Consider the following 25950-nt stretch of genomic DNA (forward strand, 5'->3'; position numbering starts at 1 on the left):
GAAGTGGCAGTCTTTAAGAACCGATAAATTTAATAACAGTTGCAATGATGAAAAGTGTTGCGAAAAAACCAAATGAGACGATAAATCCTACCCCTGAATCAATAGCGTCATTGCGTTTACTTTGAACGTTTTGTTCAAAATCATTCATTTAGAATCCCTCCCCAACATTCCACTTTAGTATAAAATATTGTCAGAAAAAAATCTACAATTTCCATATGAAGAGAAAATGAGCTTTTTTGCTACTTTTAGATCATGAAGTAACGTGAGTTTTTTGTTTCCAAGCATGTTAACAGTTGGCACTTATACTCGAATTTTTATTGTGAATAATAAAGGGAAGGTGATTACCGCACACCAATAAGAAACCCGGGGCTTATTGCGTGGCGTTTAATATAAATAAAGGGACGGGTTATACAGCCTGTTCCTTTGTACTTGTAAAACAAAAGCTAGGGCATTAGTATAAATATATATTGCCAAGTTAGGGAGTAGGAAAAAGTATGAGTGATATACATAAAAAAATTAAAAAGAAACAGTTTGCTTCGTTATATTTACTATATGGAACGGAAGCTTTTTTTATAAATGAAACGATAAAGCTTATTGCGACAGAAGCACTTGAAGAAGAAGATCGAGAGTTTAATGTTGTGACATACGATTTGGAAGAAGCATATTTAGAAGATGTGGTTGAGGATGCGCGTACGCTTCCTTTCTTTGGAGAGCGGAAAGTACTGTTAATAAAATCACCGCTATTTCTGACTTCGCAAAAAGAAAAGTTAGAGCAAAATATAAAAATTTTAGAAGAATACATTGGTGAACCTTCTCCATTTTCTATTCTTGTTTTTGTTGCGCCTTACGAAAAACTTGATGAGCGAAAAAAAATTACAAAACTATTAAAGAAAACAGCAGATGTAGTAGAAGCGAATGCGATGCAAGTGCAGGATGTTCAGAAGTGGATTATTGCTCGGGCAGATGAAGTGCATGTGCACATTGATAACGCGGCTGTTAGTTTGTTGCTAGAGCTTGTGGGAAGTAATGTAACGATGTTGGCGAAGGAAATGGACAAGTTAACGTTATACGTTGGTATGGGCGGAGAGATTACGACGAAACTTGTTGCAGAGCTTGTGCCAAAATCAGTTGAGCAAAATGTATTTGCTTTGACAGAAAAAGTGGTGAAAAAAGATATTGCAGGTGCAATGCAAATTTTGGATGGATTATTTACGCAGCAGGAAGAACCGATTAAATTGCTTGCGTTATTAGTGAGTCAATTCCGTTTGTTGTATCAAGTGAAAGAGTTACAGCAACGTGGTTATGGGCAAAATCAAATTGCATCTCATATTGGTGTACATCCGTATCGTGTAAAATTGGCGATGAATCAAACGAAATTTTTCTCTTTTGAAGAATTAAAAAAAGTGATTATAGAATTAGCGGAAGCTGATTATAGTATGAAGACGGGAAAGATGGATAAGAAACTTGTGCTCGAGTTTTTCTTAATGCGATTAAATCATATGTGATGACACAAAAAAAGTTCATGTACCTAGTGCATGAACTTTTTTTGTATATAAAAAAACGATCCAAATGGATCGTTTTTTAAACGCCTTACGCGTTTACTTGTTTCGCTAAGCGAGATTTTTGACGAGATGCAGCGTTTTGGTGGATAAGACCTTTACGAGCTGCTTTGTCAAGTTTTTTAGAAGCAGTTTTGAAAGCTTCTTTAGCATTTTCAAGATCGTTATTAGTAACTAAAGCTTCTACAGTTTTAACAGCAGAACGCATGTCAGACTTGATAGAAGCGTTATGTGCACGACGCTCTTCGCTAAGTTTAGCGCGTTTGATAGCAGATTTGATGTTTGCCATACTTTTCACCTCCCTGGTGCAATCGAATGACTCGATTCTTACATAGAACAAGTGATATTCTATCAAACGGTGAAGAGAATTGCAATAGTATATCCATGAAATTTCACGTAAAGGAAAGAATGACCTTATATAACTTTGGGAAATCTAACGATATTTACTATGAATTACGGAGGAGATACGATGAAAGAACCATTGGATTTAAGTAAATATAGCGTTAGAACTGACCTTGCTGTAGAAGCTCATCAAATGTTGCAAGAAAGCCAAGAAGAACAAAAAGGGATACAGGGGGTAATTGTAAAAGAGAGGGAAGAAGAAGGTACTATAATTACAAAAGTAACAATTGATGAAGCTGCCTCTGAAGCGATGGGTAAAAAACCTGGAAATTATTTAACGCTTGAAGTACAAGGTATACGTCAGCAAGATACAGAACTTCAACAAAAAGTGGAGCGTATTTTTGCAAAAGAATTTTCTTATTTCTTAGAAGAGGTTGGTGTTACAAAAGAAGCGAGCTGTTTAATTGTAGGCCTTGGGAATTGGAATGTAACACCGGATGCTCTTGGGCCAATAGTTGTAGAAAATGTATTAGTAACGAGACATTTGTTTCAATTGCAGCCTGAAAGTGTAGAAGAAGGATTCAGGCCTGTTAGTGCAATTCGGCCGGGGGTAATGGGGATTACAGGCATCGAAACGAGCGATGTTATTTATGGGATTATTGAGAAGACAAATCCAGACTTTGTAATTGCGATTGACGCATTAGCTGCCCGTTCTATTGAACGAGTAAATAGCACGATACAAATTTCTGATACTGGAATCCATCCTGGATCAGGGGTTGGGAATAAACGTAAGGAACTAAGTAAAGAGACATTAGGTATCCCTGTTATCGCAATTGGTGTTCCGACTGTGGTCGATGCAGTTTCGATTACAAGTGATACGATTGATTTTATTTTGAAACATTTTGGTCGAGAGATGAAAGAAGGAAACAAACCTTCAAGATCTTTGTTACCAGCGGGATTTTCATTTGGAGAAAAGAAAAAATTAACAGAAGAAGATATGCCAGATGAAAAGAGCCGAAATATGTTTTTAGGTGCTGTTGGTACGTTAGAAGAAGAAGAAAAAAGAAGGTTGATTTATGAAGTGCTATCGCCTCTTGGTCATAACTTAATGGTGACCCCAAAAGAAGTAGATACTTTTATTGAGGATATGGCGAATGTAATAGCGAGTGGTTTAAATGCAGCGCTGCATCATCAAATTGATCAAGATAATACGGGAGCGTATACACATTGAGGGAGAAAAATGATAATAGTTTGAGTCGTTTTGCGCTTTTGTGTATATGTAGTGTAGCTTTATGTTTACTTATGATGATAGCAGGAGTGTCACTTGCTAATCATGGTTTGAAAAGTATGAAAGGTTATCGGCAATTGTCGTATGAACAAATAGCTCATATGACAGGGACAGAGAGTACAGGTGCTGAATCAGAAATTTTGGGTAGTTCGTTTTCAGCTTCAGAAAAACAACAACAATTAGAACGTTTAAGAAGTTTTAATGTTGTAGAAGGAATTGGGATGGCGGTAGCAAGTGTAGCTTATGAAATGACGAAGTTCGGAACGGATATAGTTGTTGGGAAAATAAAGGGGATTTTTAGCTAAGAGTAGCATGGGAGATGGTTGTTTTACTGATTTGTAAGACAACCGTTTTAAAATTTGAAAAGGGTTTGTCTCTTATGGTTTATTCGCATAAGATATAGATAGAATGATTTGTATCGTAAGCAGCACGAGTTTTCATTGAATCTTTGTTGCTCTATTGATATAATCAGTGCTAGTGTATATTGGCGAGACTATTAGGAGTTGAGAACATAGATGAACAAAGAAGAAAGAGCAAAAAGACAGTCCAAAATTCGTAATTTCTCTATTATTGCTCATATTGACCACGGAAAATCAACGTTAGCAGACCGTATTTTAGAGAAAACAAATGCGTTAACACAACGCGAAATGAAAGCTCAGTTGCTTGACTCTATGGATTTAGAGCGTGAGCGTGGTATTACAATCAAATTAAACGCAGTTCAATTAAACTATAAAGCAAAAGATGGTGAAGAGTATATTCTTCATTTAATTGATACACCAGGACACGTCGACTTTACGTACGAAGTATCTCGTAGTTTAGCGGCTTGTGAAGGTGCGATTCTTGTAGTAGATGCAGCGCAAGGTATTGAAGCTCAAACGTTAGCGAACGTATACTTAGCGCTCGATAACAACTTAGAAATTTTACCAGTTATCAATAAAATCGACTTACCAAGTGCGGATCCAGAACGTGTACGTCAAGAGGTAGAAGATGTAATTGGTTTAGATGCATCAGAAGCGGTACTTGCTTCTGCGAAAGCTGGAATTGGTATTGAAGAAATTTTAGAACAAATTGTTGAAAAAGTACCAGCTCCGGCAGGTGATTCAGAAGAGCCGTTACAATGTATGATTTTCGACTCTTTATATGATCCGTACCGTGGTGTAATTGCTTATATCCGTGTTGTAAATGGAACGGTAAAAGTTGGCGATAAAGTACGTATGATGGCAACGGGTAAAGAATTTGAAGTAACAGAAGTAGGTGTATTTACACCGAAAACTACGCAACGTGACGAGTTAACAGTAGGTGATGTAGGTTTCTTAGCAGCATCTATTAAAAACGTAGGTGATACACGTGTTGGTGATACGATTACACATGCGAAACGTCCAGCTGCAGAGGCGTTACCAGGTTACCGTAAATTAAACCCGATGGTATTCTGTGGGCTGTATCCAATTGATTCTGCTCGTTATAACGATTTACGTGATGCGTTAGAAAAATTAGAGTTAAACGATTCTGCTCTTGAGTTTGAACCAGAAACATCTCAAGCGTTAGGATTTGGTTTCCGTTGTGGATTCTTAGGACTTCTTCACATGGAAATCATTCAAGAACGTATTGAACGTGAATTTAAGATTGACTTAATTACAACAGCGCCAAGCGTTATTTATAAAGTTTATTTAACAAACGGTGAAGATGTTATTGTTGATAATCCATCTAATATGCCAGATCCACAGTCTATCGATCGTGTAGAAGAGCCGTTTGTGAAGGCTTCAATTATGGTTCCGAATGACTATGTTGGAGCTGTAATGGAAATTTGCCAAGGTAAACGTGGAACGTTTATTGATATGCAATATTTAGATGAAACGCGTGTTACATTAACATATGAAATCCCGTTATCAGAAATCGTATATGACTTCTTCGATCAATTGAAATCAAATACGAAAGGGTATGCATCATTTGACTACGAGTTAATTGGTTATAAACCATCTAAACTTGTGAAAATGGATATTCTTTTAAATAATGAACAAGTGGATGCTTTATCATTTATCGTACACCGTGATTCAGCGTATGACCGTGGTAAAGTAATTGTAGAGAAATTAAAAGAATTAATTCCGAGACAACAGTTCGAAGTACCAATTCAGGCGACTATCGGAAATAAAGTTGTAGCACGTTCTACAATTAAGGCGATGCGTAAAAACGTACTTGCAAAATGTTACGGCGGTGACATTTCTCGTAAGCGTAAACTTCTTGATAAGCAAAAAGAAGGTAAAAAACGTATGAAGTCTGTTGGTTCTGTAGAAGTGCCACAAGAGGCATTCATGGCTGTACTGAAAATGGATGACAACTAATATTTGAAATAAAAAAGAAGTCGTTTGTGCGGCTTCTTTTTTCTGTATAATTACTTTTTAGACATCTGAGCAGCTCTCATTTACAATAATGAGAGAGCTTTTTAGTTCATATAGAGTTAGGAGATTGTTAATGTCCGAAAATATTCGAAAAGATATTCAAGATAAAATACAAAATGGCAATTTTAATTGTGAAAAGGAATTGACGCTTTCTATTATTAGTGGAAAGTGGAAAGTTGTGATACTGTGGCATCTTGGTGTGGAAGGGCCTCATCGTTTTAGTGAATTACAACGGTTATTCCCAAGCATTTCTCATAAAGTTTTGTCGAACCAATTAAAAGAGTTAATGGAAGATGGGATTGTTGATCGAACAGTATATCCCGAAATTCCTCCTCGTGTTGAGTATTATATGACGGAACTAGGCATGTCACTTTTACCGATCGTTGAAATGATGTATGATTGGGGAAAAATGCGAATGGAACAAATTCGTAATACGTTAGAGAAGTAGAGAATCCTCCGGAGTGCGGAGGTTTTCTTTTTAGAAAGGTAGGAGTTATATTTGGTACAAGCTGCATATATTCATATTCCGTTTTGTCAGCACATTTGTCACTATTGTGATTTTAATAAAGTGTTTATTGAACGCCAACCGGTTGATCAATATTTAGATTATTTAGAGAAGGAAATAATAAATACGGTTCAAAAAGTTCCGTTTGATAGTATGAAAACGATTTTTGTGGGCGGTGGAACTCCGACAGCGTTAAATATGGAACAGACAAAAAAATTACTCGAGATTATTAATCGTCATTTGCGTCCGTTTGCTCCGAATTGTGAATTGACATTTGAAGCGAATCCAGGAGATCTGCCGAAAGAGAAGTTGAATGTACTACTAGAAGGTGGAGTGAATCGAATTAGTTTTGGTGTGCAAACGTTCCGTGATGAACTGCTTGAGAAAATCGGGCGCAAGCATACGAGGGAAGATGCATTCCTAGCAATTCGAGAAGCTCAGGAAGTAGGCTTTAAAAATATTAATGTAGATATTATTTATGCTTTGCCAGGACAAACGATAGAAGATGTGAAGGAAACATTAGACATTGCTTTTACGCTTGGTGTACAACATTTCTCGGCATATTCATTAATTGTGGAACCTAAAACAGTGTTTTATAACTTAATGAATAAAGGGAAATTGCGTCTTCCGGGTGAAGACCATGAAGCTAAAATGTATGAAATGGTAATGGATGAAATGGAGAAACACGGTTATAACCAGTATGAAATTAGTAATTTCTCAAAAGGTGACAATAAAAGTAGACATAATCTCACATACTGGAATAATGAAGAGTATTATGGCTTTGGAGCTGGAGCTCATAGTTATGTGAATGGGGAACGTATTCAAAATGTAGGTCCGCTGAAGCAATATTTTAATAAAATTGATGAAACAGGATTTCCGTATTTAGATGTTCATAAGGTGACGGAGAAAGAAAGAATGGAAGAAGAACTGTTCTTAGGACTTCGAAAAACAAAAGGTGTTTCTAAAACGGCATTCCGCAATAAATTTAATGTGGAGATGGATCAAGTTTTCGCGAAGCAGTTACAAAGCAATCAAGAACAAGGATTACTTGAAGAGGAAAATGGACATGTGCGTTTAACGCGAAAAGGAAAATTATTAGGGAATGAAGTATTCCAATCATTTTTGATTGACTAATTAAATGTTCCATAGGCGTGAAAAAGTTTCATTATTTCGTGACGTTTCCGTTGACAATTGAATGTCAATTTTGGTAAGTTATTAATAGATTTAGCACTCAAAGACAAAGAGTGCTAACAGAGGTGATGATGAGATGCTTACGGAACGTCAGCTCTTAATTTTACAAACAATTATTGATGACTTTATTGGATCAGCGCAGCCTGTTGGGTCTAGAACGTTGGCTAAAAAAGATGAAATTACATTTAGTTCAGCTACTATTCGAAATGAAATGGCGGACTTAGAAGAATTAGGTTTTATTGAAAAAACGCACAGTTCTTCTGGACGTGTTCCTTCTGAGAAAGGCTACCGATTTTATGTAGACCATCTTTTAGCGCCGCAAAACTTACCGAACGCTGAAATTGTACAAATTAAAGATTTATTTGCTGAAAGAATTTTTGAAGCGGAAAAAATTGCACAGCAATCTGCTCAAATTTTATCAGAACTTACGAATTATACGGCCATTGTTCTTGGACCGAAGTTAAGTACAAATAAACTTAAAAATGTACAAATTGTGCCGCTTGATCGTCAAACTGCAGTCGCTATTATTGTAACTGATACAGGGCATGTACAAAGTAAAACGATTACCGTTCCGGAATCTGTTGATTTATCAGATTTAGAAAAAATGGTTAATGTTTTAAATGAAAAGCTATCTGGCGTACCGATGGAAGAACTTCATAATAAAATCTTTAAGGAGATTGTTACAGTTTTACGTGGGTATGTTCATAATTACGATAGTGCAATAAAAATGTTAGATGGTACATTTCAAGTTCCGTTATCGGAAAAGATATACTTTGGAGGAAAAGCAAATATGCTTTCGCAGCCAGAGTTCCATGACATTCAAAAGGTTAGATCTTTGCTTACCATGATTGATAATGAAGCCGAATTTTATGACATTTTGCGTCATAAACAAGTCGGGATTCAAGTGAAAATTGGTAGGGAAAACACTTCGACGGCTATGGAGGATTGCAGTTTAATTTCTGCAACATATTCGATCGGCGAAGAGCAACTTGGAACAATTGCTATTTTAGGTCCTACGAGAATGCAATATTCTCGTGTAATTAGTTTGTTACAGTTATTTACGAGACAATTTACTGATGGACTTAAAAAGTAAATGAGAGTAATACATTCGCTCAAGTGATGAAATTTTCATTGCTGTGTGTAATATATAATGCTTAGGTAATCATGCTATGCATGATACCTAATACCTTTTAAGGAGGTGAATATTGTGGAAGAGCGTAACGAACAAGTGGTAGAAGAAGTAAAAGAAGCGCAAGTTGAAGAAGCTGTCACGCCAGAAAACAGTGAAGAAACTGTAGAAGAAAAAAGTGAGGCTGCTCTTTTACAAGAAAAAGTAGATGAGTTACAAGCGAAACTAACGGAAACGGAAGGTCGCACATTACGTCTACAAGCTGATTTTGAAAATTATAAGCGCCGTGTCCAAATGGATAAACAGGCTGCTGAAAAATATAGAGCACAAAGTCTAGTTTCAGACATCTTGCCAGCTCTTGATAATTTTGAAAGAGCAATGCAAGTGGAAGCGACTGATGAGCAAACGAAATCCTTGTTACAAGGTATGGAAATGGTGCATCGTCAATTGTTAGAAGCGCTGACTAAAGAAGGTGTGGAAGTGATTGAAGCTGTTGGTAAACAGTTTGATCCTAATGAACACCAAGCTATTATGCAAGTGGAAGATAGTGAATTTGAATCAAACGCGGTTGTGGAAGAATTCCAAAAAGGTTATAAATTAAAAGACCGTGTGATTCGCCCATCAATGGTAAAAGTAAATCAATAATTTACATAAAACTAGGAGGATTCGCCATGAGTAAAATTATCGGTATTGACTTAGGTACAACAAACTCTTGTGTAGCTGTTATGGAAGGTGGAGAACCAAAGGTTATCCCAAATCCAGAAGGAAACCGTACAACACCTTCTGTTGTAGCTTTCAAAAATGAAGAACGTCAAGTTGGGGAAGTTGCAAAGCGCCAAGCAATTACAAACCCAAATACAATCATGTCTGTTAAACGTCATATGGGTACAGACTACAAAGTAGAAGTTGAAGGTAAAGATTATACACCTCAAGAAATTTCTGCAATCATTTTACAAAACTTAAAAGCTTCTGCTGAAGCATACTTAGGTGAAACAGTAACGAAAGCTGTTATTACAGTACCTGCATACTTCAACGATGCAGAGCGTCAAGCAACGAAAGATGCTGGTCGTATCGCTGGTTTAGAAGTTGAGCGTATCATTAACGAGCCAACAGCAGCAGCACTTGCTTACGGTTTAGAAAAACAAGACGAAGAACAAAAAATCTTAGTATATGACTTAGGTGGCGGTACATTTGACGTATCTATCCTTGAGTTAGCAGACGGCACATTCGAAGTTATTTCAACTGCTGGTGACAACCGTCTTGGTGGCGATGACTTTGACCAAGTTATCATCGATCACTTAGTAGCTGAGTTCAAAAAAGAAAATAACATTGATTTAAGCCAAGATAAAATGGCGCTTCAACGCTTGAAAGATGCAGCTGAAAAAGCGAAAAAAGATCTTTCTGGTGTAACACAAACTCAAATTTCATTACCATTCATTAGTGCTGGAGCTGCTGGTCCATTACACTTAGAATTAACGTTAACAAGAGCGAAATTCGAAGAGCTTTCAGCAGGTCTTGTTGAAAGAACATTAGAGCCAACTCGTCGTGCATTAAAAGACGCTGGTTTTGCTCCAAGCGAATTAGATAAAGTTATTCTTGTTGGTGGATCTACTCGTATCCCAGCTGTACAAGAAGCTATTAAACGTGAAACTGGTAAAGAGCCATATAAAGGTGTAAACCCTGATGAAGTTGTAGCATTAGGTGCTGCAGTTCAAGGTGGCGTACTTACTGGTGATGTAGAAGGCGTTCTATTATTAGACGTAACTCCACTTTCTTTAGGTATTGAAACTATGGGTGGCGTGTTCACGAAATTAATCGAGCGTAACACTACAATTCCAACAAGTAAGTCACAAGTATTCTCGACAGCTGCTGATAATCAACCAGCAGTAGACATTCACGTATTACAAGGTGAGCGTCCAATGTCAGCTGACAACAAAACGTTAGGTCGTTTCCAATTAACTGACCTTCCACCAGCACCACGTGGTATTCCACAAATCGAAGTAACATTCGATATTGATGCGAACGGTATCGTTAACGTACGTGCGAAAGACTTAGGAACAAGCAAAGAGCAAGCTATTACAATCCAATCTTCTTCAGGTCTTTCTGATGAAGAAGTAGAACGTATGGTACAAGAAGCGGAAGCAAATGCTGACGCTGACCAAAAACGTAAGGAAGAAGTTGAACTTCGTAACGAAGCTGACCAACTTGTATTCCAAACAGACAAAGTTGTAAAAGATTTAGAAGGTAAAGTAGATGCAGCTGAAGTTGCAAAAGCAACAGAAGCGAAAGAAGCATTACAAGCTGCAATTGAGAAAAACGAGCTTGAAGAAATTCGTGCGAAAAAAGATGCTTTACAAGAAATCGTACAACAATTAACTGTTAAATTATACGAGCAAGCTCAAGCAGCTGCTGGTCAAGCGGAAGGTGCGCAAGGTGCACAGGACGCTGGCACGAAGAAAGACAATGTAGTTGACGCTGAGTTTGAAGAAGTAAAAGAAGACAAGTAATTCAACTGTAAACATAATAAGTAAGATGACAAAAAGTCAAAGTCAAGCGTGCCTTGACTTTGGCTTTTTTCACGAATGAGAAGCGATGTGTGAGGATCTTAAGTTTTTCGCTTTGCATACTGTAAGTGAGGAAACTTTGTTGCAAAGCACTTTCTTTCGGTGTTAAAATTACGTTTATGTGAAAGATTCGGGGGTTGTAAATTTATGAGTAAACGAGACTATTATGAGGTCCTTGGACTTAGCAAGGGCGCTTCAACAGATGAAATAAAAAAAGCGTATCGTCGTTTGGCTAAAAAATACCATCCAGACGTAAGCAAAGAAGAAAATGCAATTGAAAAGTTTAAAGAAGTACAAGAAGCATACGAAGTGTTAAGTGATGATCAAAAGCGTGCGCAGTACGATCAATTTGGTCATGCTGGTGCAAATCAAGGATTCGGTGGATTTGGCGGCGGAGGAGACTTCGGCGGTGGCTTCGGTTTTGAAGATATATTTAGTTCTTTCTTTGGCGGTGGCGGCGGCAGACGTCGTGATCCAAATGCTCCGCGCCAAGGTGCTGACTTACAATATCAAGTCACTTTAGATTTTGAAGAAGCTATTTTTGGTAAGGAATTAAATGTGGAAATTCCAGTAGAAGATCCATGTGATACTTGTAAAGGTAGTGGAGCAAAACCAGGAACTTCAAAAGAAACATGTAAACATTGTTCAGGCTCTGGTCAAGTGAGTGTAGAACAAAACACACCGTTTGGTCGTATCGTAAACCGTCAAGCTTGTGGTCATTGTTCAGGAACTGGACAAATTATTAAAGAAAAATGTACGACATGTCACGGTTCAGGTAAAGTTCGTAAGCGTAAAAAAATCAATGTTAAAATTCCAGCGGGTATCGATAATGGTCAACAAATTCGTGTGTCTGGAAAAGGTGAAGCCGGCGTAAATGGCGGACCAGCAGGAGACTTATATGTTGTCGTTCATGTAAGAAATCATGAATTCTTCGAGCGTGAAGGAGATCACATTATTTGCGAAATGCCATTAACATTTGCGCAAATGGCGCTTGGTGATGAAGTGGAAGTTCCTACTGTTCATGGTAAAGTGAAGCTGAAAATTCCAGCAGGAACACAAACTGGAACAGAATTCCGCTTAAAAGGAAAAGGTGCTCCGAACGTACGTGGATACGGCCAAGGAGATCAATATGTAGTCGTTCGTGTTGTTGTACCGACGAAATTGACTTCACAGCAAAAAGATTTATTACGTGAATTTGCAGGACAAGAAGAGCAGGATGATAGTTTATTCGGAAAGCTTAAACGTGCTTTCAAAGGGGAATAATGGAAATAAAAAATGGAGTTGGTAAATTGTGAAATGGTCAGAAATTAGTATTCATACAACAGAAGAAGCAGTAGAAGCTGTCTCTCATATTTTACATGAAGCTGGTGCTAGCGGAGTTGCGATTGAGGATCCAGCGGAGTTAACGAAAGAGCGCGAGCAACAATATGGTGAAATTTATGCATTGAATCCAGATGAATATCCGGCGGAAGGTGTATTAATAAAAGCATATTTCCCGCAAACGGATTCTTTACATGAAACGATTGCAGGTGTAAAATCATCTATTGATGTGCTTCCATCTTACGACATTGAAATTGGTACTGGAAATATTACCGTTAACGAAGTCAATGAAGAAGATTGGGCTACTGCTTGGAAAAAATATTACCATCCAGTACAAATTTCTGATACATTCACAATCGTACCGACGTGGGAAGAATATACACCATCTTCTCCTGATGAAAAAATCATTGAATTAGACCCAGGTATGGCGTTTGGTACAGGAACTCATCCAACAACAACGATGTGTATTCGTGCTTTAGAAAAAACAGTACAGCCAGGTGATGCTATCATTGATGTAGGAACAGGTTCTGGTGTGCTTAGTATTGCAGCGGCAAAATTAGGTGCGTCTTCTGTTCAAGCATATGATTTAGATCCGGTTGCAGTTGAAAGTGCAGAAATGAATGTGCGTTTAAATAAAACAGATGATATCGTGTCTGTTGGGCAAAATAGTCTTTTAGAAGGTATTGAAGGTCCTGTTGATTTAATTGTAGCTAACTTATTAGCAGAAATTATTCTTTTATTCCCTGAAGATGCAGCGAGAGTTGTGAAGTCAGGTGGATTATTTATTACATCGGGCATTATTGCTGCGAAGGAAAAAGTAATTTCTGAGGCGTTAGAACAAGCTGGATTTACAATTGAAGAAGTGTTACGAATGGAAGATTGGGTAGCAATTATTGCACGAAATGCGTAATATAGATTTTAGTCTATAATGAAAAGGGGAGTCTCTCACTATAAGGTGAGGGACTTGCCGTTTGTTATATGAAAAATGATAATGTTTCGTTCTTTTCGTAAGTGTTGACTTACGAAAGGAACGAAACTCTACTAAGGTGATTATATGCAACGTTATTTTGTAGAAGAAAAACATGTAAGTGAAGCAAAAATTCGCATTGTAGGTGATGATGTACATCACATTGCGAGAGTAATGCGTATGACAGCTGGCGATCAAATTTATTGCTGTGTAAACGGAAAAACAGCAGTATGTTCAATTGATGAAATTACCAGTGAATTTATTAATACGGCTATTGTAGAATGGGTAGAGGCGTCAAGTGAACTTCCTGTTTTCGTGACGATTGCAAGTGGACTGCCAAAAGGAGACAAGCTAGAGTTGATTTTTCAAAAAGGAACTGAGCTTGGGGCAGCTGCATTCTTACCATTTCAAGCATCTCGCTCTATCGTAAAATGGGATGCGAAAAAAGCTGATAAAAAGGTTGAGCGTTTAAGAAAAATTGTGAAAGAAGCTGCGGAACAATCACATAGAAGTGAAATTCCGGAAGTACATGCTCCGGCATCATTTAAGCAACTGCTTACAATGAGTGGTGAGTATGATGTTTGTCTTGTTGCTTACGAAGAGGAAGCGAAACAAGGCGAGAAATCTAATTTTGCGAAAGCTTTAACGACAATGAAACCAGGTCAAAAGCTATTGATTGTATTTGGCCCAGAAGGCGGTTTAGCTGAGGAAGAGATTACAGCGCTTCGTGAACATAAATTTGTACCATGTAGTTTAGGACCAAGAATTTTAAGAACAGAAACGGCGCCGTTATACGCGTTAAGTGCTGCTTCGTATCATTTTGAATTGATGGGGTGATGATCAATGTCAACTGTTGCGTTCCATACGTTAGGTTGTAAAGTAAACCACTATGAAACAGAAGCCATTTGGCAATTGTTTAAACAAGGTGGTTATGAAAGAACAGAATATGAAAAGAAAGCTGATGTATATGTTATTAACACATGTACAGTAACGAATACTGGGGACAAAAAAAGCCGTCAAGTAATCAGACGTGCTGTGCGTCAAAATCCAGATGCAGTTATTTGCGTAACGGGATGTTATGCACAAACATCTCCAGCTGAAATTATGGCGATTCCAGGTGTAGATATTGTAGTTGGTACACAGGATCGTGAAAAGATGTTAGGTTACATCGAAGAATTCCGTAAAGAGCGTCAACCAATTAATGCTGTCCGCAATATTATGAAAACACGTGTGTACGAAGAACTTGATGTACCTTATTTCACGGATCGTACACGTGCGTCTTTAAAAATACAAGAGGGTTGCAATAACTTCTGTACATTCTGTATCATTCCTTGGGCGCGTGGTTTAATGCGTTCTCGTGATGGAAAAGAGGTTATTAAACAAGCACAACAATTAGTGGATGCAGGCTATAAAGAAATCGTATTAACGGGTATTCATACAGGTGGATACGGCGAAGATATAAAAGATTATAACTTAGCTGGATTACTTCGTGATATGGAAGCGGAAGTAGGCGGATTAAAACGTCTTCGTATTTCTTCTATTGAAGCGAGTCAAATTTCAGATGAAGTAATTGAAGTGTTAGATAAATCTGAAGTAGTTGTACGTCACTTGCATATTCCGTTGCAATCTGGTTCTAATACTGTATTAAAACGTATGCGTCGTAAATATACGATGGAATTCTTCCAAGAGCGTTTAGATCGTTTGAAAGAAGCGTTACCAGGCCTTGCGATTACATCTGACGTAATCGTTGGTTTCCCAGGTGAAACAGAAGAAGAATTCATGGAAACATACAATTTCATTAAAGAGAACCGCTTCTCTGAGTTACACGTGTTCCCTTATTCAAAACGTACAGGAACACCTGCAGCACGCATGGAAGATCAAGTTCCTGAAGATGTGAAGAACGATCGTGTTCATCGTTTAATTGAGCTATCTAATCAATTAGCGAAAGAATATGCATCAGCGTTTGAAGGTGAAGTGCTTGAAATCATTCCAGAAGAGCAATTTAAAGACGGCGACCGTGAAGGGTTATATGTAGGGTATACAGATAACTACTTGAAAATTGTATTTGAAGGATCAGAAGAATTAATTGGTAAGCTAGTGAAAGTGAAAATTACAAAAGCTGGCTATCCATATAACGAAGCGCAATTTGTTCGTGTTATTGAAGATGATGTGAAAAAAGAATCAGCAAGCGCATAAAAAAGAGCGTGCAACCGGAAACGGTTTGCATGCTTTCTTTATTTGAAGCGGTTAAGTACTAGAAGGTGGAGAGGCGTTTCGTGCATCCCTGTATGAAAAAAGTTGAAATGATAAAAATATAGTTGTCTTCATGAAAGAAGGATACTAGCTATTTGTATAACTTTTGAAAAGGAAATGCTTCTATTCTTCTTTTATTCTGCCAAATAGTTGACCTGAAGTGATAAAATGTATTATAATCGTAAAAGACATGCTGAAGAAGTGTTTCTTTTTGCATGCTGAAGTTAGTATGTAAGTGTGATGTTTCGGAGGGAGGGAAAGAGAATGTCAAAAACAGTCGTTCGTAAAAACGAGTCTTTGGAGGATGCACTTCGCCGTTTTAAAAGATCGGTTTCTAAAACTGGTACACTTGCTGAAGCAAGAAAGCGCGAGTTTTATGAAAAACCAAGTGTAAAACGTAAGAAGAAATCTGAAGCGGCAAGAAAGCGTAAATTCTAAGAGAGGGTGTAAGTTATGAGTCTTCTCGGTCGTTTAAACGATGATATGAAACAAGCGATGAAGAATAAACAAAAAGAAAAATTAACCGTTATTCGTATGGTTAAGGCTGCTTTACAAAATGAAGGTATTAAACTGCAACATACTCTTACTGAAGAAGAGGAAGTAACAGTTTTAGCTCGTGAAGTAAAACAGTATAAGGACTCCCTCCTTGAATTTAAAAAAGCTGGTCGTGAAGACCTTGTTAATAAACTGCAAAGTGAAATTCAGATTTTAAGCGCATATTTGCCAGAGCAATTAACTGAAGAAGAACTAGTTGATGTAATCAAGCAAGTTATTTCTGAAGTTGGTGCGACTTCTAAAGCAGATATGGGTAAGGTGATGACTGCTGTTATGCCGAAAGTAAAAGGTAAAACAGACGGATCACTTGTGAATAAGTTGGTTATCCAGCTATTAGCATAAAAAAACGTCTCATTTCGTATGAGACGTTTTTTTATTGTTCTTATTAAGGAAAAACGCTATATTGCTTAAAAAGCGTTTCTGTAAGTGATAGAAACGCCTCTGGTATGTAAAAAAAGTAACGGCCTTAGTTATGATTAATCCCACCATAAAAAAAGCTTTTTCGTTTTCTTAATTTCTTCGACTAACTCCTCAATGCTTTCTGTTCCTTGTTCCACTATATCTGGACAAAATTCATACATTTCTTGCGCGAAAGATTGCATTTCTTCGTCTGTAGGTAACGCGCTAAAAATGGCATCAACCCAGTCATGATCTGCACCGATTATGATAAAAGGATAGCGATCATTCCATTTTCTTAGTTTAAAAATAACATCTATATTGCTAACTTCGTAATTAACGCCATTTGTTTGTTGGATTGTAAGGATATCAAATTGGCCATTTCCTTGTGTAATTGCAATTCTACACTCACTCTTACTTCCTTGACTAAAACTTCTTTCGCAAATAAAAGCTAAGTATCCAAGCTTCTGAACCTCAGATTGAAGTTTTATAACTTGCTGTTCAGCATAATCCTCAAAGGTAACGAAAGAGACTCCGGCTATTTTAGATTTTGAATCAGTTGCATAAAAGGGCTGGATGCTGCTGTTAGTAGCTTGTTTTATAACATTCAAAATTTCTTGACTAAATCCAATTTCCTTTCGTATTTCTTCGCTTATTAATTCATTTTTTTGTTTTTTAATGAATCCTAATATTTTTTTGAAATTCATATAACAACCACCTATAAAATATTCTTACTTACACCGCAAAATTCAGAGTGGAGCAATTTCCTTTTTCGGATTTTATCTCATTTGTCTAATGAATGACAACTACTTATTCTATGGTCAGTATGTCACGTCCAGAACGAATTGTAACAGGTTTTTTCAAGTTTCCAACTTCTTGCTAGGCTCAATTTCTTAATTTAACTTGTACTGATATCCCCTGAGGGTGCATATTCTTGTATTAATACTTCTATTATTATGGGTAACATTCTCTGATCCATCATTGTCCTGATAAATATGATTTCATATAGCGACTGTTTTAATTAACATGAGATGAACTCTTACAGAATATAGTTATGTTAGTGAAGTCGTTATAACACGATAGGCACTTGTGAAGAAATACATATATATGGGATGAGGAGGGGGTCTTTCGAGATGAAGAAATTAGAACAAATGAAAAATTGGTTAACAAAACAAGTAGACCTACCAGTGGATGTATTAATGGATCTGCCTCGGATTACTCTTGTTGGGCAAATACATATTTATATAGAAAATCATCGGGGGCTATTAGTGTTTTCAGATAAAGAAGTGCGATTGCTTTTAAAACATGGTCAATTACTAATTAAAGGACAATCCTTTGTTATTAAAACGATTCTTCCAGAAGAGCTTTTACTCGAAGGGATAATTGAGCAAGTAACATTTTTAGAAAATGAAAAAAAAGGTGATTGAAGTGAAACTTCCATTTGTGAAGTTTTTCTTCTTTATCCTGTAAAAGTTTCGTTGATAGAGACCGATTACAGTTTTAATTTGTTTCATTTTAGTACGAGCTATTTTAATGCTTCAAATAAAAAGTAGTATATCTACTTTTAGAAAGGCAGTGAAGGTGGTAAATGAAAAATAAATGGTTTATAAAGTGGCTTGGATATGTAAAAGTGCGGATTGAAGGTAGAGGAGCGGAACGGTTTGTTAATGAATGTGTACGGAGGAATTTGTTAGTTTGGGATGTTAAGAAAATAGCTGATGAAACGTTAGTTTTTTGTATGTTGTTACGCGATGTGAAAAAAATAAAACCAATTTATAGAAAAAATGAATGTAAATTATATTTTATTGGACGTTATGGTTTTCCTTTTTGGAATAAGCGTTTAATTAAAAATAGTGGATTTTTAATTGGGTTTTTAATTTTCTTTTTTGGCGTGATTGCAATGTCAAATATGGTTTGGAAAATTGAAATTACAGGAGCAAAACCCGAAACAGAATATATATTGATGAAAGAATTGGATAAAATGGGTATTAAAAAAGGGAAACTACAATTTCAAATGCCGAATGTAGAAGATGTACAACGCCATTTGACAGATAATATTAATGCCATTACTTGGGCGGGACTAGAAGTAAGAGGAACGACGTATCATTTTAAAATTGTTGAAAAAAACGAACCGAAAAAAGAAAAGGAACAAAGGCCGCAAAATTTAGTAGCAAAAAAAGAAGCGATTATTACAAAAACGTTTGTAGAAGTTGGAAAGCCGGTTGTACTGAAGAATGATCATGTAGAAAAAGGGCAGATTCTCGTATCGGGAATATATGGTAATGAGGAAAGTCCGACGATTGTTTCAGCGAAAGGTATTGTGTATGGCGAAACGTGGTATACATCTAAGGTAGATGTTCCGCTAAAGACGCAATTCCAAGTGTATACTGGTAATGTATACAATGAACATTTTCTTAAATTCGGGGATACGAAAATAAAAATATGGGGATTTCAGCATGATAAGTATAAACGCTCTCGTACTGAAAGTGTAAAGCATGATGTGAAATTATTTGGTTTTACACTGCCGATTGCATATGAAAAAGATGTTGTGAGAGAAGAGGAAGAAGCGAATCGAGAATATACAGAAAAGCAAGCGCTGAAAGTAGCGAAGGAGATGGCTGAAAAAGAACTAAAGAAAAAATTGGATGAACATGCTATGATTGTAAGTGATAAGATTTTGAGTAAAGAGGTTGAGGCGGATCAACTAAAAGTCACATTGCATTATACTGTGGTTGAAAATATTGCAGAGCCACAACCAATATCCGAATCCGATATTCAAGGAGACTGAGTAATGGCAGAACAATTAGTAGAAATGAACCAACAATTGGAAAATACTAACGAAGCAATCGCTCTTTTTGGAGTCAATGATGCACATTTAAAAGTAATTGAACGAGAACTGAATGTATCGATCGTAACTAGAGGAGAAACTGTTCATGTATCTGGAGCAGTTGAAACGGTGACACTCGTAGAAAAAATCTTACAGCAATTACTTGTTGTAATTCGTAAAAGTATATCAATTTCAGAGAGAGATGTTGCGTATGCAATTCAGCTCGCGCAACAAGGGAAAATTGCTCAATTTGAAGAGTTATATGAAGAAGAAATTTTCAAGACTGCAAAAGGTAAATCCATTCGTGTAAAAACAATGGGGCAAAGAAGATATATTCATGCGATGAAGAAGAATGATATTGTCTTTGGGATAGGGCCTGCAGGAACTGGAAAAACATACTTAGCTGTAGTAATGGCTGTGAGAGCTTTAAAACAAGGATATGTAAAGAAAATTATTTTAACAAGACCTGCTGTAGAAGCTGGAGAAAATTTAGGTTTTTTACCAGGGGATTTGAAAGAGAAGGTAGATCCATACTTACGTCCATTATATGATGCCTTACATGATATTCTTGGACAAGAATATACGCAGCGTATGATGGAGCGAGGAGTAATTGAAATAGCTCCGCTTGCTTATATGAGGGGGCGTACGCTTGATGATTCATTTGTTATTTTAGATGAGGCTCAAAATACAACGGGTGCTCAAATAAAAATGTTTTTAACAAGATTAGGTTTTAGCTCTAAAATGGTTATTACAGGGGACCCTTCACAAGTAGACTTGCCAAAAGGGGTAAAATCAGGGCTATCTATAGCTGCTAATATTTTATCTGGTGTATCAGGTCTGTCATTTATTACATTAGAACAAACGGACGTTGTGAGACATCCATTGGTGCAACGTATTATTGAGGCATATGATAAAATGGAATGATCCTATTTGTCAGGATCATTTCTTTTTGTATGATAAGGTTGGCGAATGTCATATTTTTTACTATCATGAAAGATAAGGAAAATAAACTATAGGTACTGGTGTGTAAAATGTTGCCTCAAAGTATCGTTGGGTAGAAGAAATGAAAGCTATAAATAGTTTCACTTTATTTCTGGAGAGGAGAAGGTATTGAAATCATGTCAAGATCTCAAGAAATTTCTAAGTGGTTTCGTAATTTACAACATTCGAAAAAACTAAGTTGGATTTCTTACGTTGTGTTAGGAGCAGTGCTGTTTTTTGCGCTTATGAATAATGTAAAACCAGAACAATTAGATGTTAATATGTATTCTATTGCGAAAAAGACAATCCATTCTCCTATAAAAATTGAAGATAAAGTTACAACGGATAAAAAGAAAAAAGAAGCCGCTACAAAAGTTGAAGATCAATATACATATAAAAGTGAGTATAAACAAAACAAAGTTGATATTGTGAATGACGTCTTTGCTAAAGTGGATGAAGTGGTGCAAGAGATTAAAGCTGTTGGACCGGATGATCAAAAAAAGATGACTGATGCTGAGAAAGTGGATAAGTTAAAAAAGAAACTACCCGCTGACTTAACGAAAGAATTATCTGATTCAAACTTACTAAATTTGATTAATGCAGATTCGAGCCAATTAGTATTAGCGAAAGATGCTGCGGTCACAGCGATTAATAGTATCATGACTGAGCATATTAAAATGGACGAATTGAAAGATGCGAAAGAACGATATGTAAGTGAGATGAATAGTGTTAATGTTGATAATGGTTTAAAAGAGTCAATTAAGGCGCTAGGAAGATATGCAATTTCAGCGAACTATTTTTATGACCCGATCTTAACGAAAGAGAAGAGAAAAGCAGAGGAAGATTTAGTTCCACCTGTTTATATTCTTCAAGGACAAGTTCTTGTTAGAGAAGGTGAAACGATTTCAAGTGATGTGTATAATCAGTTGAAATTAGTTGGTTTGTTAGAAAAAGGGAACGGCTTTCAACCTTATGTTGGATTAGCGGTACTCATTGGTGTATTACTATACTTTATGCATAAACAATTTGAATTATTTTTAAAGAGAAAAAGAGAAGATAGACCGTATGTTTTAGCGTATATTACAATTTTGTCTATCACAATCGTCTTAATGAAAATCATTAGTTTGTTTCAAAAACTTGAATACGCAGGGATTGCATATGTTGTCCCAGTTGCGATGGGAACAATACTTGTAAAACTAATGATTGGTGATCGATTCGTCTTTTTAACGAGTATGATTTTTTCTGTATGCGGAAGTATTATGTTTAATGAAGGGGTAACGAGTACATTAAATTATAGTGTAGGGATTTACGTATTGTTAAGTTCATTATCGGTTAGTATTTTCTTGCGAGAAAAAAATCGTCGTACAATGATTTTACAAGCTGGTATACTCGTTTCTGTATTAAATGTAGTCGTATTAGCGGCGCTCTTATTATTACGTAATGGGAATTTTTCGCCTCTTGAAATTGGTACGCAATTATTAATGGCTTCACTTTCAGGGATTATATCATCCGTTTTGGCTATGGGGATTTTACCATATTTAGAAAGTGGACTTGGAATCGTATCAAGTATGAAGCTTATGGAACTATCAAGTCCAAATCATCCGCTTTTACGCAGAATTTTGTTAGAAGCGCCAGGGACATATCATCATAGTGTAATGGTAGCGAATCTTTCTGAGGCTGCTTGTGAAGCAGTTGGGGCAAATGGTGTATTAGCGCGTGTAGGGGCATATTATCATGATGTAGGAAAAACAGTACAACCGCAATTCTTTATTGAAAACCAAATGGGAATTAAAAACCCGCATGATAAATTAGATCCTGTAACGAGTAAAGATATTATAATTGCTCACGTAACGGATGGAGTAAGAATGCTCGAAGAATATCATATTCCACAAGAAATTATTGATATCGCTGGGCAACATCACGGTACAACGTTACTGAAATATTTTTATTATAAAGCTATTAAAGAAGATAAAGAAAAATATACAGAAGAGATGTTCCGTTATCCAGGTTCAAAAGCAACTTCGAAAGAATCGGCAATTGTTGGTATTGCTGATAGTGTAGAAGCTGCGGTACGTTCTATGAATCACCCAACGCCAGAACAAATTAATAATTTGGTGCAAAGTATTATTAAAGATCGACTGCAAGACGGTCAATTTAGTGAATGTGATTTGACGTTTAAGGAACTACAAATCGTTGGAAAAACGTTGTGTGAAACGTTAAATGGTATTTTCCATTCGCGTATTACATATCCGGAACCTCCGGAAGAAAAGGAGAAAGAATGAGTTTGTTAATTGATTTTATTGATGAAACAGAAGAAGTAAAAGAAGAGTATATGAGTTTAATTCGTGAAGTGTTAGAAAAAGCAGCTCAAATGGAAAATATCGAGGATGGTGCGGAGGTATCGGTGACATTTGTAGATAATGAGCGCATTAGAGAAATTAATCGTGATTACCGAGATAAAGATCAACCTACAGATGTAATATCCTTTGCCATGGAAGAGATGGGAGAAGGAGAAATGGAGATTGTTGGTGCAGAGATGCCGCGCATGTTAGGGGATCTTATTATCTCTATTCCAAGGGCGAAAGAGCAAGCTGAAGAGTACGGACATTCTTTCGATCGTGAACTTGGATTTTTGGCGTTACATGGCTTTTTACATTTACTTGGTTATGATCACATGACAGAAGAAGATGAAAAAGAAATGTTCGGAAGACAAAAAGAAATTTTAGAAGCTTTTGGATTAGGACGATGAAAAAAGGAAAACTTATAGATAGTTTTGGATATGCTATAGCTGGTATATTCTTTTGTTTTCGTCATGAACGAAATATGAAAATCCATTATTTAGCCGCAGTCATTGTTATATGCTGCGGCTTTTATTTCCATATTACGAAAATAGAGTGGATGATATTACTTATTGTAATAGGGAGTGTAATGAGTTTAGAGATGGTAAATACGGCTGTGGAAAAAACAGTAGATTTAGCGACTGCCGATATTCATCCGTTTGCAAAAATTGCAAAGGATGTTGCGGCAGGAGCGGTTTTATTGTTTGCAATTATAGCTGTTATAATTGGTGCTATTATCTTTTTACCGTATATGGTATAGTTGCATTCCGAAGCTTTTATTAAGCTTTGGAAGTGCTGTAAGGGCCTTTAATGAGAGAGTGTATCTCTTCATAGCTGTGAACAGGAAGGATGCGGGAATATGAATAGTAAACAATTAATTCTAGAAGCAATCGAAGCGCGTAAACAAGCGTACGTACCATATTCTAAATTTCAAGTAGGTGCAGCATTATTAACGCGCGGTGGAAAAGTATATCGTGGATGTAATGTTGAGAATGCATCATATGGCTTATGTAATTGTGCTGAAAGAACAGCTTTATTTAAGGCGGTTTCTGAAGGAGATAAAGAATTTGTAGCCATTGCGGTTGTAGCAGATACAAAGCGCCCAGTACCTCCTTGTGGAGCATGTCGACAAGTTATGGTAGAATTATGTAAACAGGATACGAAAGTATACTTATCAAACTTACATGGTGACGTTCAAGAGACGACAGTCGGAGAATTGTTACCAGGAGCATTTTTAGCGGAGGATTTACATGAATAGAAAAGGTTATAAATCAGGTTTTGTCTCTATTATTGGCAGACCGAATGTTGGAAAATCTACATTTTTAAACCGTATTATCGGCCAGAAAATTGCTATTATGAGTGATAAGCCACAAACGACTCGTAATAAAATTCAAGGTGTATATACAGAAAATGATGCACAAGTTATTTTCATTGATACACCAGGAATACATAAACCTAAACATAAATTAGGCGACTTCATGGTAAAGATGGCGCAAACGACATTAAAAGAAGTTGATATTGTTCTGTTTATGGTTAATGCAGTTGAAGGATTTGGTCGTGGTGAGGAATTCATCATTGAGAAATTAAAAGAAACGAAACAACCAGTATTTTTAGTCATTAATAAAATTGACCAACTTCATCCAGAGCAATTACTAGAGTTAATTGATCAATATCGTAAACTACATGAGTTTGCAGAGATTGTACCAATTTCTGCGTTAGACGGTAATAATGTGGACGCTTTAATTGGAACAATTAAAAAGTATTTACCAGAAGGACCACAATACTATCCAGAGAATCAAGTAACGGATCATCCGGAGAGATTTATTATTGCAGAGCTTATTCGTGAGAAAGTACTACATTTAACACGTGAAGAAGTGCCGCATTCTGTGGCTGTTGTTATCGATGCGATTCAAAAGCGTGAGGGCGGGGCAGTTTATATAAATGCAACGATTGTTGTTGAACGTGCATCACAAAAAGGAATCATCATCGGAAAACAAGGAAAAATGTTAAAAGAAGTTGGTAAGCGAGCTCGTTTTGATATTGAAGCGCTACTTGGTTCTAAAGTATTTTTAGAAGTATGGGTAAAAGTGCAAAAAGATTGGCGTAATAAAATGTCTCAGCTTCGTGACCTAGGTTTCCGCGAGGATGAGTACTAAAATAGAGTAAAGTTGTAATCAGTGGATGGTTGGTTCATCCACTGATTATTGGTTTTTATGAACTTTGATAAATTAGGAAAAATTTTTCTCACATGAAAATGGACAAAATGGGTCAATTTAATAACAACAAAGGAAATTGGTTTATAGGCTACGCTTATTGAGAAAGGTGGATTCTTATGCTAGATTTTACCTGGAAGTTTTTCTCCAAAACAGGAAGCATTGAAACGTACTTGCTTTTGAAAGAAATGGAAAAAGACGTAAACGATGAGATGGATCAACATGAAGAGGAGCTAGCGCATCTAGACTCTCCAATTTCTTGACCCGTTTTGTTCAAACCTTGGATGGTGACGAACATGTTTCAAAAAGTTGAGGGCATCGTTATCCGTACGACAGATTACGGAGAAACGAACAAGATTGTTACAATATTCTCAAGAGAACTTGGTAAGGTAAGTGCAATGGCAAGAGGGGCAAAAAAACCGAAAAGCCGATTAGCATCTGTGTCGCAATTAATGACACATGGCCATTTTCTTATTCAAATGGGATCTGGGCTTGGAACATTGCAACAAGGCGAGATTATTTCAACTATGAAAGAAATTCGCGAGGATATATTTTTAACTGCTTATGCATCATTTATTGTTGAGTTAACTGATAAAGCAACAGAAGATAAAAAACATAATCCGTATTTATTTGAAATGTTATATCAAACGTTGCATTATATGTGTGAGGGTGTTGATTCAGAAGTATTATCATTAATTTATCAAACGAAAATGCTTCCGGTATTAGGGATGCGCCCGTACTTTGATACATGTGCGATTTGTCATCAAGAAACAGACTTTGTCGCCTTCTCCGTAAGGGAAGGCGGTTTTCTGTGCTCACGTCATGCAGAGCAAGACCCATATCGTATACCGGTAGGAGAAGCTGTTCATAAATTATTACGTCTTTTCTTCCATTTCGATTTACATAGGCTCGGAAATGTATCGGTAAAGGATAGCACAAAAAAACAAATGCGTTTAGTATTGAATACATATTATGATGAATATTGCGGAATTTATTTGAAATCAAGACGTTTTTTAGAACAACTTGATAAGTTTCAAATATAATTTTGGACCGTATACGGTCCTTTTTACATACTTTCTTTTTCGAATAGCATATTTAGTATATAATATTTAAGAGATAGTATAA

At 36.6% G+C, this 25950-nt stretch carries 28 protein-coding genes; 25 read left to right on the forward strand and 3 right to left on the reverse strand.

The window, feature by feature from the left end; translation table 11 throughout:
- Nucleotides 1-13 precede the first annotated feature (13 nt).
- Nucleotides 14-148 (reverse strand): YqzM family protein, encoded by a 135-nt coding sequence (locus H6481_RS00510; RefSeq protein ID WP_000997609.1) that lies wholly within the window; start codon nucleotides 146-148, stop codon nucleotides 14-16.
- A gap of 346 nt (nucleotides 149-494) precedes the next feature.
- On the opposite strand from H6481_RS00510, the gene holA reads away from it, so the two are divergent.
- Nucleotides 495-1505, forward strand: coding sequence for a DNA polymerase III subunit delta (gene holA / locus H6481_RS00515; RefSeq protein WP_182810909.1), 1011 nt, complete (start codon nucleotides 495-497; stop codon nucleotides 1503-1505).
- Between the two features lie 85 nt (nucleotides 1506-1590).
- Here the strand turns inward: holA and rpsT are convergent, their stop codons facing one another.
- Nucleotides 1591-1848, reverse strand: coding sequence for a 30S ribosomal protein S20 (gene rpsT, locus H6481_RS00520; RefSeq protein WP_001274012.1), 258 nt, complete (start codon nucleotides 1846-1848; stop codon nucleotides 1591-1593).
- 180 nt (nucleotides 1849-2028) lie between these two features.
- Here rpsT and gpr point away from each other — a divergent pair, with 180 nt between their 5' ends.
- The 14 genes from gpr to H6481_RS00590 all read left to right on the forward strand — a co-directional run bounded on the left by gpr (nucleotide 2029) and on the right by H6481_RS00590 (nucleotide 16411).
- The gene (gene gpr / locus H6481_RS00525) at nucleotides 2029-3132 is read left to right on the forward strand and encodes a GPR endopeptidase (RefSeq protein WP_000662644.1); all 1104 of its coding nucleotides are present in this window, start codon (nucleotides 2029-2031) and stop codon (nucleotides 3130-3132) included.
- Nucleotides 3129-3494 (forward strand): YqxA family protein, encoded by a 366-nt coding sequence (locus H6481_RS00530; RefSeq protein ID WP_098976532.1) that lies wholly within the window; start codon nucleotides 3129-3131, stop codon nucleotides 3492-3494. Before gpr ends, H6481_RS00530 begins: the two co-directional genes overlap by 4 nt.
- 210 nt (nucleotides 3495-3704) lie before the next feature.
- Nucleotides 3705-5528 carry an elongation factor 4 gene (gene lepA / locus H6481_RS00535; protein WP_001030948.1) on the forward strand — a complete coding sequence of 608 codons (1824 nt, stop codon included), beginning with the start codon at nucleotides 3705-3707 and terminating at the stop codon, nucleotides 5526-5528.
- A gap of 130 nt (nucleotides 5529-5658) precedes the next feature.
- Complete coding sequence (locus H6481_RS00540) at nucleotides 5659-6033, forward strand: helix-turn-helix domain-containing protein (protein WP_001293539.1); 375 nt, start codon at nucleotides 5659-5661, stop codon at nucleotides 6031-6033.
- A gap of 51 nt (nucleotides 6034-6084) precedes the next feature.
- A complete protein-coding gene (hemW, locus tag H6481_RS00545) occupies nucleotides 6085-7224 on the forward strand; it encodes a radical SAM family heme chaperone HemW (protein WP_000249436.1) in 1140 nt (379 codons plus the stop codon).
- Nucleotides 7225-7357: 133 nt separating this feature from the next.
- Nucleotides 7358-8374: a heat-inducible transcriptional repressor HrcA gene (gene hrcA / locus H6481_RS00550; RefSeq protein WP_000954942.1), complete on the forward strand. Its 1017-nt coding sequence runs from the start codon at nucleotides 7358-7360 to the stop codon at nucleotides 8372-8374.
- Nucleotides 8375-8488: 114 nt separating this feature from the next.
- Nucleotides 8489-9055 carry a nucleotide exchange factor GrpE gene (gene grpE, locus H6481_RS00555; RefSeq protein ID WP_000392711.1) on the forward strand — a complete coding sequence of 189 codons (567 nt, stop codon included), beginning with the start codon at nucleotides 8489-8491 and terminating at the stop codon, nucleotides 9053-9055.
- 26 nt (nucleotides 9056-9081) lie between these two features.
- Nucleotides 9082-10917, forward strand: a complete 1836-nt coding sequence (gene dnaK / locus H6481_RS00560; RefSeq protein ID WP_000034701.1) for a chaperone protein DnaK — start codon at nucleotides 9082-9084, stop codon at nucleotides 10915-10917.
- Nucleotides 10918-11121: 204 nt separating this feature from the next.
- Complete coding sequence (dnaJ, locus tag H6481_RS00565) at nucleotides 11122-12237, forward strand: chaperone protein DnaJ (protein WP_000043947.1); 1116 nt, start codon at nucleotides 11122-11124, stop codon at nucleotides 12235-12237.
- Nucleotides 12238-12265: 28 nt separating this feature from the next.
- The gene (gene prmA / locus H6481_RS00570; RefSeq protein ID WP_000872098.1) at nucleotides 12266-13204 is read left to right on the forward strand and encodes a 50S ribosomal protein L11 methyltransferase; all 939 of its coding nucleotides are present in this window, start codon (nucleotides 12266-12268) and stop codon (nucleotides 13202-13204) included.
- A 144-nt stretch (nucleotides 13205-13348) separates the two neighbouring features.
- Nucleotides 13349-14098, forward strand: coding sequence for a 16S rRNA (uracil(1498)-N(3))-methyltransferase (locus H6481_RS00575; RefSeq protein WP_001190142.1), 750 nt, complete (start codon nucleotides 13349-13351; stop codon nucleotides 14096-14098).
- 6 nt (nucleotides 14099-14104) lie between these two features.
- The gene (gene mtaB, locus H6481_RS00580) at nucleotides 14105-15457 is read left to right on the forward strand and encodes a tRNA (N(6)-L-threonylcarbamoyladenosine(37)-C(2))-methylthiotransferase MtaB (protein WP_000108678.1); all 1353 of its coding nucleotides are present in this window, start codon (nucleotides 14105-14107) and stop codon (nucleotides 15455-15457) included.
- 321 nt (nucleotides 15458-15778) lie between these two features.
- A complete protein-coding gene (gene rpsU / locus H6481_RS00585) occupies nucleotides 15779-15952 on the forward strand; it encodes a 30S ribosomal protein S21 (RefSeq protein ID WP_000048061.1) in 174 nt (57 codons plus the stop codon).
- A gap of 15 nt (nucleotides 15953-15967) precedes the next feature.
- Nucleotides 15968-16411, forward strand: coding sequence for a GatB/YqeY domain-containing protein (locus tag H6481_RS00590; protein ID WP_000054582.1), 444 nt, complete (start codon nucleotides 15968-15970; stop codon nucleotides 16409-16411).
- A 134-nt stretch (nucleotides 16412-16545) separates the two neighbouring features.
- Here H6481_RS00590 and H6481_RS00595 read toward each other — a convergent pair whose 3' ends face one another.
- Nucleotides 16546-17172, reverse strand: coding sequence for a DUF4253 domain-containing protein (locus tag H6481_RS00595; protein ID WP_001009613.1), 627 nt, complete (start codon nucleotides 17170-17172; stop codon nucleotides 16546-16548).
- A gap of 426 nt (nucleotides 17173-17598) precedes the next feature.
- Here H6481_RS00595 and yqfC point away from each other — a divergent pair, with 426 nt between their 5' ends.
- The 10 genes from yqfC (at nucleotide 17599) to recO (ending at nucleotide 25868) form a co-directional block, all read left to right on the forward strand.
- Entirely contained in the window at nucleotides 17599-17892 is a 294-nt protein-coding gene (yqfC, locus tag H6481_RS00600; protein ID WP_000732269.1) for a sporulation protein YqfC, read from the forward strand.
- 161 nt (nucleotides 17893-18053) lie between these two features.
- On the forward strand, nucleotides 18054-19253 hold the full coding sequence (gene yqfD, locus H6481_RS00605; protein ID WP_000792498.1) for a sporulation protein YqfD: 1200 nt from the start codon (nucleotides 18054-18056) through the stop codon (nucleotides 19251-19253).
- Nucleotides 19254-19256: 3 nt separating this feature from the next.
- On the forward strand, nucleotides 19257-20216 hold the full coding sequence (locus H6481_RS00610; RefSeq protein WP_000840520.1) for a PhoH family protein: 960 nt from the start codon (nucleotides 19257-19259) through the stop codon (nucleotides 20214-20216).
- Between the two features lie 194 nt (nucleotides 20217-20410).
- Nucleotides 20411-22555 carry an HD family phosphohydrolase gene (locus tag H6481_RS00615; RefSeq protein WP_000091513.1) on the forward strand — a complete coding sequence of 715 codons (2145 nt, stop codon included), beginning with the start codon at nucleotides 20411-20413 and terminating at the stop codon, nucleotides 22553-22555.
- Nucleotides 22552-23022 carry an rRNA maturation RNase YbeY gene (ybeY, locus tag H6481_RS00620; RefSeq protein ID WP_000054684.1) on the forward strand — a complete coding sequence of 157 codons (471 nt, stop codon included), beginning with the start codon at nucleotides 22552-22554 and terminating at the stop codon, nucleotides 23020-23022. The genes H6481_RS00615 and ybeY overlap by 4 nt, the downstream gene beginning before the upstream one ends.
- The gene (locus H6481_RS00625; protein WP_000715464.1) at nucleotides 23019-23372 is read left to right on the forward strand and encodes a diacylglycerol kinase family protein; all 354 of its coding nucleotides are present in this window, start codon (nucleotides 23019-23021) and stop codon (nucleotides 23370-23372) included. The genes ybeY and H6481_RS00625 overlap by 4 nt, the downstream gene beginning before the upstream one ends.
- 99 nt (nucleotides 23373-23471) lie before the next feature.
- Nucleotides 23472-23870, forward strand: coding sequence for a cytidine deaminase (locus H6481_RS00630; RefSeq protein ID WP_001086285.1), 399 nt, complete (start codon nucleotides 23472-23474; stop codon nucleotides 23868-23870).
- Nucleotides 23863-24768, forward strand: coding sequence for a GTPase Era (era, locus tag H6481_RS00635; RefSeq protein ID WP_001080230.1), 906 nt, complete (start codon nucleotides 23863-23865; stop codon nucleotides 24766-24768). Before H6481_RS00630 ends, era begins: the two co-directional genes overlap by 8 nt.
- 176 nt (nucleotides 24769-24944) lie before the next feature.
- Nucleotides 24945-25088, forward strand: coding sequence for a YqzL family protein (locus H6481_RS00640; protein WP_000883924.1), 144 nt, complete (start codon nucleotides 24945-24947; stop codon nucleotides 25086-25088).
- 33 nt (nucleotides 25089-25121) lie between these two features.
- A complete protein-coding gene (recO, locus tag H6481_RS00645; protein WP_000487011.1) occupies nucleotides 25122-25868 on the forward strand; it encodes a DNA repair protein RecO in 747 nt (248 codons plus the stop codon).
- The last annotated feature ends 82 nt before the right edge of the window (nucleotides 25869-25950 follow it).

Source organism: Bacillus sp. ME78 (assembly GCF_903970865.1).
GTDB classification, from domain to species: Bacteria; Bacillota; Bacilli; order Bacillales; family Bacillaceae_G; genus Bacillus_A; species Bacillus_A cereus.